This window comes from Chloroflexota bacterium (genome assembly GCA_034717495.1).
GTDB lineage: Bacteria > Chloroflexota > Anaerolineae > JAAEKA01 > JAAEKA01 > JAYELL01.
On record JAYELL010000062.1, the window covers coordinates 1 to 12,199 of the forward strand.

General features: G+C 61.1%; 10 protein-coding genes. 1 reads left to right on the forward strand and 9 read right to left on the reverse strand.

What is annotated here, in order from left to right; genetic code table 11:
* Together U9R25_12320 and U9R25_12325 are read right to left on the reverse strand one after the other, a co-directional pair.
* Positions 1 to 1,923, reverse strand: a 1,923-nt coding sequence (locus tag U9R25_12320; GenBank protein ID MEA3336690.1) for a metal-dependent hydrolase, incomplete at its 3' end; no start/stop codon positions are given.
* A 64-nt stretch (positions 1,924 to 1,987) separates the two neighbouring features.
* Positions 1,988 to 3,409, reverse strand: coding sequence for an FtsK/SpoIIIE domain-containing protein (locus tag U9R25_12325; protein MEA3336691.1), 1,422 nt, complete (start codon positions 3,407 to 3,409; stop codon positions 1,988 to 1,990).
* Between the two features lie 206 nt (positions 3,410 to 3,615).
* On the opposite strand from U9R25_12325, the gene U9R25_12330 reads away from it, so the two are divergent.
* A complete protein-coding gene (locus tag U9R25_12330; protein ID MEA3336692.1) occupies positions 3,616 to 4,101 on the forward strand; it encodes a hypothetical protein in 486 nt (161 codons plus the stop codon).
* 369 nt (positions 4,102 to 4,470) lie between these two features.
* On the opposite strand, the gene U9R25_12335 is transcribed toward U9R25_12330, so the two are convergent.
* The 7 genes from U9R25_12335 to U9R25_12365 form a co-directional block, all read right to left on the reverse strand.
* Positions 4,471 to 5,547, reverse strand: a complete 1,077-nt coding sequence (locus U9R25_12335) for a uroporphyrinogen decarboxylase family protein (protein ID MEA3336693.1) — start codon at positions 5,545 to 5,547, stop codon at positions 4,471 to 4,473.
* Positions 5,548 to 5,674: 127 nt separating this feature from the next.
* Positions 5,675 to 6,742 (reverse strand): glycerol-3-phosphate dehydrogenase, encoded by a 1,068-nt coding sequence (locus tag U9R25_12340; protein ID MEA3336694.1) that lies wholly within the window; start codon positions 6,740 to 6,742, stop codon positions 5,675 to 5,677.
* Positions 6,743 to 6,765: 23 nt separating this feature from the next.
* The gene (locus U9R25_12345) at positions 6,766 to 8,145 is read right to left on the reverse strand and encodes an ABC transporter substrate-binding protein (GenBank protein ID MEA3336695.1); all 1,380 of its coding nucleotides are present in this window, start codon (positions 8,143 to 8,145) and stop codon (positions 6,766 to 6,768) included.
* Positions 8,146 to 8,251: 106 nt separating this feature from the next.
* Positions 8,252 to 9,121, reverse strand: coding sequence for a carbohydrate ABC transporter permease (locus U9R25_12350; GenBank protein ID MEA3336696.1), 870 nt, complete (start codon positions 9,119 to 9,121; stop codon positions 8,252 to 8,254).
* 3 nt (positions 9,122 to 9,124) lie between these two features.
* Entirely contained in the window at positions 9,125 to 9,880 is a 756-nt protein-coding gene (locus U9R25_12355; GenBank protein MEA3336697.1) for a glycerophosphodiester phosphodiesterase, read from the reverse strand.
* Positions 9,873 to 10,808: a sugar ABC transporter permease gene (locus U9R25_12360; GenBank protein ID MEA3336698.1), complete on the reverse strand. Its 936-nt coding sequence runs from the start codon at positions 10,806 to 10,808 to the stop codon at positions 9,873 to 9,875. Before U9R25_12360 ends, U9R25_12355 begins: the two co-directional genes overlap by 8 nt.
* A gap of 22 nt (positions 10,809 to 10,830) precedes the next feature.
* Positions 10,831 to 11,781, reverse strand: coding sequence for a sugar-binding transcriptional regulator (locus U9R25_12365; protein ID MEA3336699.1), 951 nt, complete (start codon positions 11,779 to 11,781; stop codon positions 10,831 to 10,833).
* Between the last annotated feature and the right edge of the window lie 418 nt (positions 11,782 to 12,199).

A 12,199-nucleotide genomic window follows, 5' to 3' on the forward strand; every position in this document is an offset into this window, starting at 1 on the left:
GGGGAGGGAGGGACACGGAAGACACGGGGACGCGGGGACGCGGGGACGCGGGAAAGGGGCGACACGGAGACGGGGGGACCAGCATTCCAGGCTATCGGACAGCGAGGCAGGCTGACCAGAGGCCATGGTCATTGGCGCGGGCGTCGCGCTCGGCCTGCTGAAGCAATGGGCGGTAGCGGGTGTTGGGCGGGTAGTGGCGTTCGATGGCGTAACCTTCGGCGAGCAGTGTCTGGTTGAAGAATTCGCCGTCGTCCAGCCAGAGGTAGGCCAGCAGTCGGCCGTAGCGGTCGCGCTCTTCCTGGTCGAGGGCAATCGATATGGTTTCGCCCAGGAGCCGCCTGGTGGTGTAGGTGGAGGTTTCCTCACCAAAACATTCGATCTCCCTTCCAGGATGGACGGTCTCGGGGGTGTCGACGCCGATGAATCGCACGGTTTCGGCGTTGCCGTCATCGAAGCGCACGACGATGGTGTCGCCGTCGATGATGCGGATGACTTTTGCAGAGACACGGAGACGCGGCTTCCAGAAGACGGCAGACGGCGGACGGCAGACCGCGGCCAGAGGAAGGTGGTCGACGGTGTTTCGGTATGGTCGCTCTGGGAACGGATCGGCGCAACCGGGACTTGAATGGATATCTGGACGGTGGCGTCGTTGCCGGTCACGGAGAGGATCTGGACGTCGATGACGGTGCCGGCGACGAGGCTGTGGACGAGCGTGGGGTCTTTCGGTTGGCTGCCTGCGGGCACTTCGGTCGGTGTTGGGCGTGCGGTGGCAGTTGGCTTTGGCGTGTTTGTGGGTCGTGGCGTCGGTGTGGCCAGGGCGCGCTGGTAGTCGAGCTGGGCGATGGCGAGACGGGCCTGGGCAGCTTCGATGGCGGCAAGATCAACCCGGGCAACAGCTGTGGCCTCGGCCTGGGCGATGCGATGGCGCTCGGTGGCTTCCTCGAGGGCCAGGCTCTGGGACAGCATGGCGATCTCCGCGCGCCAGGCGACTTTGTCGTAGGCGGCCTGGCGCTGCTGGAGTTCTCTTTCAGCCAGGTGGAGGCGACCCTCTGCCGCTGCCAGGTTCTCGGGGTCCGGATGGGCTGCCCGGGCTGAGGCGGTGGCGGCAACACGGGCCAACTCCAGGCGCGCTTCCGCCTCGGCCACGGTCAGGGGATCTGGGGTCCAGGGCGGTGTGGGAGACGGTGTTGGGATCGCAGCAGCCGTCGGTGTGGTGCTGGGTGTTCCGGCAGGGGTGGATGTCAGCGGCAGCTGGGCGCGCCAGCCGGCCAGATCGGCTAATAAATCGCCGGGCTTCACCGCATCACCCGCCTTGACCAGGATATCCCTTTCCGGATCGTGGACATGAGAGATGCGCACGTTGACAACAACCGGTGTGACAGTTGGAGTCGGTGTGGGCGAGGGGGAGATGGCCAGCTCGTCCTGGGGGATCAGCCTGCCAGCCACCGTCTGCGCGCCGGGCACCAAGGGCAGCAGGGTGGCAACGAGCAAAACGATACCCAGCAGCAACTCCGCCGTCGAGCCTGGCCGGATGCGAGCGACGTAGAAACGGCTCTGGTGGGGCCAGAGCAGGGGGATGCCCACATGACCGACCAGCATGTCGATCAGAAAATGGGAAGCGTAAGCCACGGCGAAGAGCGGCCAATCGGATCGGAAGACCAGCCATGCCGCTCCGGCCACAAACACCAGGGCCAGCAGCGAGTGGGTCACCTGACGGTGGCCAAAGCGTCGCTCGATGGGCTTGGAGATGAAGGGGAACAAACGCCCCACGATCGAGGCCTGGCTGTCGATGTCGGGAAGCAGCGCTACGACCCCACAGAACACGTAGGCAAGGGGATTCGTCACGCCCAACCAGGTCAACAGAACCAGGCCGGCGACGATGTGAACGAGCGGACCCTGGGCGTTGCGCAGCGACTGTCTCATGAGGGTCGATGCCAACGCGCACAAGGGGCTATAAGGGTGGATTTCGCCTTGTGCGCGCTGGGGTTCATTGCCGTCGCAGGCTGCGGTAGAGGAAGGGGCGGCTGACCATGAGTGCTACCATGATCAGGGCACTGAGCAGGTAGCTGTCGACGTTCCAGCGCCAGATGAAAAGCAGCAGCAGAAGGGGCACCAGGAGCAGGAAAACCAGATTGATGCGTTTGGGGGTCGTCTCCATGTGGCGCAGCTCGGGAAGGGTGCCGCGGCTGGTCTGGCGGCAGAGGGAGACGATGGTGGCGGGATGGCCCTGACTCATGCCGACAATGCGTCGCAGGGTCGCGTCGCGGCCGGGGATGTCGTTGGGCAGATGTTCATCGGCCAGGGCGCGCGCCTGGGCGGTGGAAAGGGGCTCGATGCGCACGATGCGGCAGCGAGCGATGAAGGGATGCACCTTGCGTTCGAGGCTGGGCGTTTCGGGAGGAGGGGCGGCCAGGGCAGCCACCTTGGCGGCGTTGACCAGGGCGTGGACCGAAGGCCGCTCGCGGTTGGAGATGCCATCCAGGTTGTCCAAGAGCAGCGCGGTGGGCTCGGCTCGCACGGCGAGGACGGCCATCTCGCGCAGCTGGACAGCGGTGGCGCGCGGGGGAATGCCTGCGCCGCACTGTTCCATGATGGCCGCCAGCCAGCTCTTGTGGGGCTCCTGCAGATCGACGAAGATGCGCCGCGTGGTGCGTCCGGCAGCGTGATTGTGAAGCTGAAAGGTCTTGCCCGTACCGTCCGCGCCCAGGTAGAGGGTGGCGTTGGCGCGCGCATGAACCTCATCGCGCCCCGACCGGCTGCGGTCGCTGTGCTCGGCCTGCAGCAGGTCCATCAGGCTGTCGGCCGAGACGGGTACGTCTTCCCCAGCAGCTCCAACCGCCAGCTGCTCCAGCACCTGCTCGGGGGTGGTGTATGGCAGGCGACCTGCGATGTGGGGGCGGCCGTCGGGCTGGTAGTGGAAGAAACCGACACCCAGCATGCGCAGCTTGGCGTTGCAGTTCCAGCGCACGGCCGGGGGCAGGCTGTTCTGCTCCCGTTGACAGGAGAGGACCACGACATCAGCCAGGGCGGCGGACTGCTCGGCGATGCGGGTGAGGTGTTGTTTGATCGCCCTGCCGTGATGACGATGCCGGCAGCCGATCTGGACCTCGTCAGCCACCAGGAGGATACGTGGATCCGCGGGCGTTGCTGCGCGCAGGCCGCGATCTGCCAGCGCCTGGAAGCGATCCTCGAGGCCTGTGGCAATCTCCTGGAGCGCTGCTTCCCAGCCGGCCATCTGAGTGGGGCCCAGGTAGGTGACGGCGCGCAGCTTGGCGTAGGGCGCCAACTCGACTCCTTTGCCGTCCAGCAGGAGGACCTGGAGCCAGCTGCGTTGGAGCAGGGCAGCCAGCAGCAGGTGCAGCGAGGTGGATTTTCCGCTTCGTGTCTTGCCGGTAATGAGAAGGCGCATGGTGGTCCTCGGCCATGTGGTGCGCCCAAGGTGTTCCCGCGGGTGACTCTAGCACGGGCGTTCGCTTTCGTCAAGCAGGCGAGTTGCGCGGAACGGATGTTCGGGTACAATGATGTCAAGATGTCAGAATGTCAAAATGACTTTGGAGTCGAAATTCGCAGCGGGAAGGGGAACGACCAGGAGAAGTAAGAAGGAAGGAGTACGAGATGATTGCTGTGATGCTGATGATTTCGGTTGTGTTTGGGATGCAGACGCAGGGGTGCAACTTGCCGCCTGGGGTGTTGTTACCGGCGCCGGACGGGTGTGTGGGAGAGTTTCCGGTGGCGCGGCCGGTTGAGCCGATTCCGCCGGCGTGTATCTCGGGGACCGAGGTGTATCGCTGGATCGAGGCGGGGCAGCCGGTGGTGGAACTGACCGTGTGGGTGGATCATCCTGAGCTATGCGAGCCCGGGCAGTGTGTCGGCGAACTGCGTTTGGCGCGCTACGGCGCTGGTGACTGGGAGTTGTCCGCCATCGATGCGGGGGAGTCGTGCGCCAAGGATGAAGCGCCGCTGGCGTGGGCCACCATGGAAGCGCTGAACCGCTGGTCGGCAGGGTGGGATGTTTACACGGGGAGCTTGCCTGAAGGCTACCTTGAGCTGATGGAGATGCTCGGCGTGTATCGCATGTTTTTCCCGTTCGCTGTGAAGTAAGCGTTGTTGGCGGGAGCGAAACGCAATGATGCCCGGTCAAGGATTGGGGGAAATCTCCCGACCGGGCACCGATATGTATATTCTACCACCACATGAGCGGGGTGTCAAACAGCGTTGGGTCGAACAGACATTTCTGATCGATCCGCTGACGTTCGAGTTATGGCATTTTCACCACCAGGGGAAGCCATATCTGCAGCGGTTCCGGCGTCGCCGTAGGTGTGGCCGTGGGCGTGGTCACCTGGCTTGACCTAACCCACCAGCCGAATCAAATCACCTGAAGTTTAGGCGTGGTCATACCAACCAAATGGGCCATCGTGATGTGAAAGAGCTCTATCGGTCTTGGTCCTTGACGGCGCCGATGAATTTGGGCTAACGAGTCACGTACTGATGAGCTGTCTCGATGGCAGCCTTCACGTTTTCCAATGGTGTGGTGGCGCCCACATTGCAGAGGTAGAGCGCGAATCGGCCACCGTCGCTGCCCTCCTTAACGTAGTGACTTACCCGATCTCGCACTGCGGCCGGGCTGGCCTCGGCCAAAAAAGCCGCACCAACCCCGAGGATCAAGGGCAGGTCGTGGCGTTGCGCATAGCGCTTGTAGAAGGCTGGCCCCAGCCGGTCCACGTCCGGGTCCTGTCCCTGCACCCAGTCCGGATTCGCTAGCCGTTTCAGGTTGAGGATAGCGTCCGGTGCCTTGCTGCAATGCTCACCCGCCCAGTTGGCCACGTAGACACCTGGGCCACACAGCGCCCGCAACCTTTGAATGGGGGGCAGGGCCCAGTCGCGCAGGATATCGGTATTGATAATCGGAAACGACGCCGTGGCGTCGGCACCCGATACCCGCACTGCGGCCGGAAACTGCCGTTGTTGAAAACGAATCCATGGTACCAGAACCTCCTCCGTGACCCGATCGAGAAGGTTGTGGGCGAAATCAGGATCAAGGTAGATGTCAACGAGGAACTGCTCGATGCCGCGCAGGTTTGTGGCCAGCGTGAATGGGGCGCAGAAGGCCAGGGTGGGCTCGATTCCGGTCAGCTCCCTGAATAGCCGGTACATCTCGATCACGTTGGCAAAGCGACCCGCGCTGGCGAAGTCGGGGGTTTTTATCCGGCGCAGATCGGCCCGATCGCGGATCAGTGGTCGCCTGCGATCGATATCTGGCATGCCCGAGCTACCTCGAATCAGCGCCTGACCCAAGGCTTCGGCCTCGATGTTGTAGACATCGAAAGTGATCGAGGCGACATCTAGCCCGATTGCTGCCTGCGCCTGCAAAAGGGCTGGCACCAATAAGGCGGCCCGGTTATAGAAGCAGCTGGCATCAGCGCCGTACCTAGCTACAGCGAAGTCGTGCATTTGCGCGTAGACAGGCACGTGGTCGGCTATCCCCACCATCGCGTCGGCCATCAGACGGGCACCTTGCTGAAAAAAGGCGAATCTCGGCTGGTTCACGGTGAAATGGGGTTCGAGGTCAAGAATCCTCTCGGGATCTTCCGGCTGCTAGCCGGTAGCGCATAGAATCTGGCGTCCCTGCCGAATGGCCGGACAGGGACGCCTTCCGCGTGTGCGCAGGGCGCATTCAGGTCAGCCAGGCACCGCCGAAGAACGCGTCCAGAGGAATTTTGGCCGGTTGTTCGGCTACGATGATATCGATCAGCGCCTCCATCAAAGGCAACGCGCCTGGGGCCAGCAGGCCTTGCCTCGTCAACCCAGGCAGGGCCTGCCCGAGCTGACGGATGACATAGACCGACTCCAGGGTTTCGCCGGCCATGATCTGCAGCGCCTCGTCGATGCTGTGGCCTAGGCCTAGGAGTCTGCCCAAGCGCACGGTACGGCCACCCATCGAGGTGACATACAGATCGCCGGCTCCGGGTAGCCCAGCCGCGAACTGCCGGGATCCGCCCACCAGGTTCAGCAGTTGCTCGATTTCCGTGCATGCCTGGCCGAAAGTCGCCGCAGCCAGGTTGAACATGTGGGCACCGGTCTCATCCACACCACCCGCTTTTTCCAGGATACCCTGGGCCATGCCGACGGCCAGCGTGTAAGCGTTCTTCAAGGCCGCGCAGTATTCTATGCCGACCAGGTCAGCGGTGGGAAAGATGTGATAGTAGGTAGTGTGGAATATGGCTGCCAGCTTGCAAGCTGCGTCGAAATCGCGACAACCAAAGGTGACACAGCTAGGGCGCCGGCCCGCCAGTTCTCCGGCGATACACGGCCCACCCACCGCGGCGATGGCGACACGATCACGCACGTTTTCAGGCAGTGTGTTGCGCAGCACGTCCGGCAGGATAATCAGGTCGCCGGAAGGTGTGGCCTCCAAGCCCTTGGTAATGGCGATGATCATCTGCCCCGGCCTGACGTGGGGACCGATCGCGTCCCCGATCCAGTGTGCTCCGAGGGAGTTGACGCCACTGACGATGACGTCAACTCCCTCCAGGGCCTCGCCAATCTCTTCCACGAAGAAGGGACGGACGCTCGCCGGCAGTTGCCGATTCAACCGGGGATGGATCCGCCGACTACGGCAACTGGTGATGATGTCTCGATCCAGGTGCGTGCCAACGAGCCGGACATTGTGTCCATTATCAGACAGGGGATAGGCGGTCGCCGTGCCCATGAGCCCGGCACCCACGATTGCCACGGTAGTCATACTTGCATCCTCGAGATTGGTCGCTAGGGTTTCATTTCCTGCATCAGCACCTCGACCTCAGCAGCAGTCTCATCGGCCACCGTCTGAACTTCTTCCTGGCCGACGAAGATGCGCTCCCAGAGCACGTCCAGCGTGCGTTCGGTCTTTGGGTGCAGCTTGATGCAAGGGAATCCGCTGGCATATTGCATCTGTTCCACCGCCACCTTGAAGTTGGGGCGTTCCTGGAAGTAGGCCTGTAGGGCAGGGTCATTTATGGCCGAGAGGCGCAGCGGCATGTAGCCGGTTGCTTTGGCCCAAGCGGCGGTCTGCGGAGTGTCGGTCAGCCACTTGAGGAAGGTCCAGGCTGCTACCTGCTTGTCTTCCGGCGCCTTGGCTGGGATTACCAGGCCGTTGCCGCCGGTCGGCGCCTTGCGCACGTCGCTAGGGCCGGCTGCCAGCATGCCCACCCCTACCTCAAAGGGAGAGTTGGCCTCAATGTTGCCCATCCAGCCGGTGGTGATGTACATCATACCCACTTTGCCACTGATGAAGTCGGCCTGCAGTTGCTCCCAGGTAGTCAGTCCCTGTCCAGCATAGATCTTGGCGGCGCCGTCGGAGTTGACCAGGTCGTACCACCACTGCAGGGCCGCAACCGCCTCTGCTTCGTTGAAGGTGGGCGCGCAGGCGGGATCCGCTCTGGAAACATCTGCGCCGATATTCTCCACCGCTTCTTGGAAGTACCACCAAGGGTTGCCGATCTGGATACCGAAGCCGATCTGGGAGCCATCTTCCTTGGTTACGGCGATAGCGGCCTCGCGAAGGGCGTCCCAGTTTTCCGGGGCCTTGCTGCTGTCCAGGCCTGCCTCCTCGAACATAGTCTTGTTGTAGTAGAATACCGGCATAGAGCGGGCCTGGGGCAAACTGTAAAGCTTACCGTTGATCCGGCTCTCGTTCAGCAAGGCCTCGGCGAAGTCACTTTGATCGATGCCGTCGGGGCCGTTGGCGAAGTCGTCCAGCGGCAGTAAGGCTTCAGCGTTGGCAAAGCCGGGGATTCGGGAGATTTCCAACATCACCAGGTCGGGTACCAGGTCGGCAGCCAGGGCGGTCAGAAACTTCTGTTCTGTGTCGCTGTAGGCGCCCTGGAACTCGTATTTGACCTGTACTTCATTTTGGGAGGCGTTGAACTCGGTGACCATATCCTCCAGAATCTTGCCGTTATTGCCGCCTAAGGCGGCCCAGAAAACGACTTCCACCGGTTCCTCAGTTTGTTCGGCGGCCGGTGCAGCTTCAGGCGCCGAGACAGGCTCTGCAGGCGGGGGAGCCTGCGGAACGGCAGGTGCCACGCAGGCGGTCAATACCAGGGCCAAGGCCATGAAGATGGCCAGCACACTGGTCCAGCGATAGGTGTGTGTTTTGGTAGACATGGGATCTCCTTCGATTGTTGTGAATTGGGTTGGAACCGACCGATATATGAAATCCTACCTGTAGCCGATCTGGCTGCACAGCGCGCGGCTACCGGCAGGACTTGGGTCACATTTTGACGCCAGAAGCAATGACGCCTTGCACGAAATAGCGTTGAAAGATCAAGAAAAGCACGATGATGGGGGCAATGACGAATACAGCGGCGGCCATCACAACATTCCACTCGATACTGCCTTCAGTGGTACGTAGGAAAACCAGCCCCACCGGCAGCGTACGCATCTCGGTAGAGTTGGTCATGATCAGTGGCCAGAAGTAGTCGTTCCAACGCCAAGTGAAGGTCAGCAGAGCAAAACTTACGTAGGCAGGCTTGGATACGGGCACCAACACGTTCCAGATAATGCGCAGGTGGCCGGCACCGTCAATCCGGGCTGCATCCACCAGATCCTCCGGCACGCTGAGATAACTTTGACGGATCAGAAAGACGCCAAAGGCATTGACCAGGAAGGGCACGGTTAGTGCCATGTAGGTGTCGATCCAGCCCAGGTGTTTGAATATCACGAACGTAGGCACGATGAGAACTTGAGTGGGCACCATCATCGTGGCAAGAAATGCCAGGAAAATCAGGTCGCGGCCGGGGAATTGCAGGCGGGCGAACACGTAGGCGGCCAGCGATCCAAGAATGAGCTGGCTAACGAGAATGATGGTGGTAACGAATAGGCTGTTGAAGGCGTAACGGTCAAATGGCGCATCATTCCAAGCCGTGACATAGTTCTGCCACATGAATTGGCTGGGAATCCATTTGGGTGGATACGCATACACTTCATGCAGCGGCTTTAGCGAGGTCGACACCGTCCAGAACACCGGAACTATCGCGATCACCACTGCAACCATGACCACGGTATGCAGGAGCAGACTATGATGCCAACGACCGTGAAGGACTCGTTGGGTCATGCTGCGTCGGTTCATTCGCGCGCTCATGATTCACTCCAGATAGCCGCGCTCGCGCAGGAAGGGGAGTGCCAGGCCGGGATAATCGCCGGTGATGCTGTCTACCTGCCATGCGAGCAGCTGTTTCAAGGATTCGACGGTGTTGCCAAGCCAACCGGTGACGTGGATGTCCTGTGCCTGTGCTTGCCGGACGGCCTCTGGGCAGCTGGTCAACAGTGGGATGCAGACATTCCTGCATTCCAGCTCGAGAGCGGCCTGTAGATGTTCCGGGCGATCGAAGCGAGCAATGAAGCCCCGGCGGATGTAAGGGGCTTGGTCGCGCAGATGGCGAAGTGCCCTGCTATCAAACGAAGTTACCACTACCCGCTGTAACAAGTCGAACTCCTCAATGACGGTGATTACCTGACGGCAGAGCAGATCGAGAGGTTGGCTGCCATCGGTCTTGATCTCGATCTGGAACGCCGGTAGATCGGCGTGGTCTTCCAGCACTTGGGTGAGCGTAGGTATTAGCGCGGGGCCGGTCCAGCCAGGCCATTGCTTGAAGGCGGACAGTCGGGCGAGCTCCGTCGCCCTGTGCTGACTGACTGTGATCGCACGGCCCGTCGTGCGGCAAAGATCCTCATCGTGGATCACCATGGGTACACCATCGACCGACAGGCGAACGTCCAGCTCGAAGGCCTGCACGCCAAGCTGGCGTGCATGGTGGAAACCATCCAGGGTATTCTCGGGGGCCTCACCGGCAGCACCACGGTGCCCGTAGAAGAGTCCACACATAATCCGCTCATCCATAGACCACCCAGCGTCTAGAAAGACTCAGTTGCAGGGATGTCAAACCCACGACGATCAGGAACAGCACAACGGCGATGGCGGAAGCATAGCCTGCCTCGAAGTATTGGAAGGCATTTTGATAGAGATAGAGGACCAGCATATTGGTCGAGTTCACGGGTCCGCCCTGGGTCATCACGAACACTGTCTCGAAATTCTGAAACATGGTGATGAACGAGGTAACAGTGATGAAGAAGGTGGTGGGTGAGAGCAGTGGTAGGGTTATGTGGCGAAACAACGCCCATTCACCGGCGCCGTCGATGCGGGCCGCCTCAGTCACGTCACTGGAAATGCTCTGCAGGCCTCCCAGGAAGATCAGCATGTCGTAGCCCACAAACCGCCACACGGTCATGATGATGATCGCGGGCAGTGCCCACTTGACCGAGGCCAACCACCCAGGCCCTTTGATGCCTACCATTCGCAGCAGTTCATTGATCAGGCCATATTGGGGGTCCAAAATCCACAGCCAGACCAACGCCATGGCCGCCGCGCTGGTGACGTAGGGCAGAAAGATACCGGCCCGGTAAAAGGCCCGGCCGCGCAGGTTACGATCGAGGATGATGGCCAACGCCAGCCCGATGGCCATAGAAGCCAGTACAACCGTTACCGAGAAGATGGTTGTATTCTTGAGCACTTTCCAGAACAGCGGGTCGTCGAGCAGGCGTCGATAGTTGCCAAGGGCCGTGAACTGGCGGTTCGGGGAGATCATATCCCACTTCGTAAGGCTGAGATAGCCGGAAAAGGCCAGGGGGAAGAAGACGAATACGGCAAACACCAGGAGTGATGGCGCCAGGTAACTCAGGGCAACCAGGAGGTGCCCTGGACGTTTTCGATGGTTTTTCCCCGAACTGGCGGGGGAAGGCCGCATGGTGCTGACGGATTTGGAGGTCATCGGCGTGATTTGCAGGCCTGGGTCATATAGCTTTCGGGCTGGTTAGCAGCGCGCGGGCTACCTGTTCGTCGGTGATCAACACGTTGGCATAGCCGCCGCGCAGGGCGCCAAGGATTGCAGGCACCTTGTGCAGTCCTCCGGCAATGGCGATGGCCAGTTCGCGGGTGCGCAAGGTGTCGAGGTCGATAGCTAGGGTGCGCCCATCGAGCTCGGGTGCACAGAGTTGGCCATTGCCGTCGAAGAAACGGCCGCAAATATCGCCGGCAGCGCCTAAAGCCTGCAACTGGCGCAGCATGGCGTCATCCAGATAGCCGGCCTTGTAGAGCGACGACTGTTCTGACACATCGCCTACGCCGATCAGTGCGATATTGGCCCGGCTGGCCAGGTCCAGCGCTGCGGCAATGCGCGAGTCGCCGAGCAGACTTTCCTTGATCTCCGCCCGATCCACCATCATCGGCGCCACCAGGGGCACTCCCCGGCCGCCGAAGGCCCTGGCGATGCGGTCTATGATGTACTCGGCCCGGGTGGAGTAGGTGGTGCGATCCATGCTGCCGTTCATCTGCACCACCGTGACCCTGCGCGGTTCGGTGGGCTGCAGGCGCTCGGCGCATTCCAGAACCGTGCTGCTCCAGGATACGGCGATGACCTGATCGGGGCCCACGCGGCGCCGGAGAAACTCAGCACAGGCCTGGCCCAGGGCTTCCTTGAGTGCTTCCTCGGTATCGGCCGCCGGGCTGATCACGATCACCTCAGCCAAGTTGAATGTTTGCTCGATCTGGTTTTCAAGCTCGGTGACGTACAGCAGTGGGGAGCGGATGTGGATCTCAACGATGCCTTGCGCGCATGCGGCTTCCAATCGTCTTCCGATCGTCTGCCGCGACAGTCCCAGCCGCTGGGCGATCTGCGCTTGCGTCAGGCCATTGTTGTAATAGAGGGTGGCGATCTTCGTCAACAGGCGGGAGTCATTATCCACGTTGGTCCATCTCGATCACTTCTGAGCATTTGCTCACGCTCTTAGCATATGTTGCACAAGCATTATAGCATGGCCTCATGAGCCTGTCAACAGCCAGCTGAGCAGGTGCATGGGGCAAAGAAAGATGTTATGCGTGATGAACGACCGATCTGTTCCGGCGATCTGAGAGCCACGCCAGGGACCTGTGAACGTCAAGGGCCATTCTCTTTCCAAAGAGGGGTCGATAATGACCCCGAACCGTGATAAGACTTCATCCGAAACCGTCGAGCTCGCGCTGAGTCTGCCAGGGGTTCATCCAAAGGATCCGAATGACCAGTTGGGGAAAATGTGAAGTTCTAGGGCGGGTTTTTGACGTTCGCGACGACGCCCAGCAGGGCATCCCCAAAATCCCTGCTGGGCGTAAATCGTGACAGTGTGT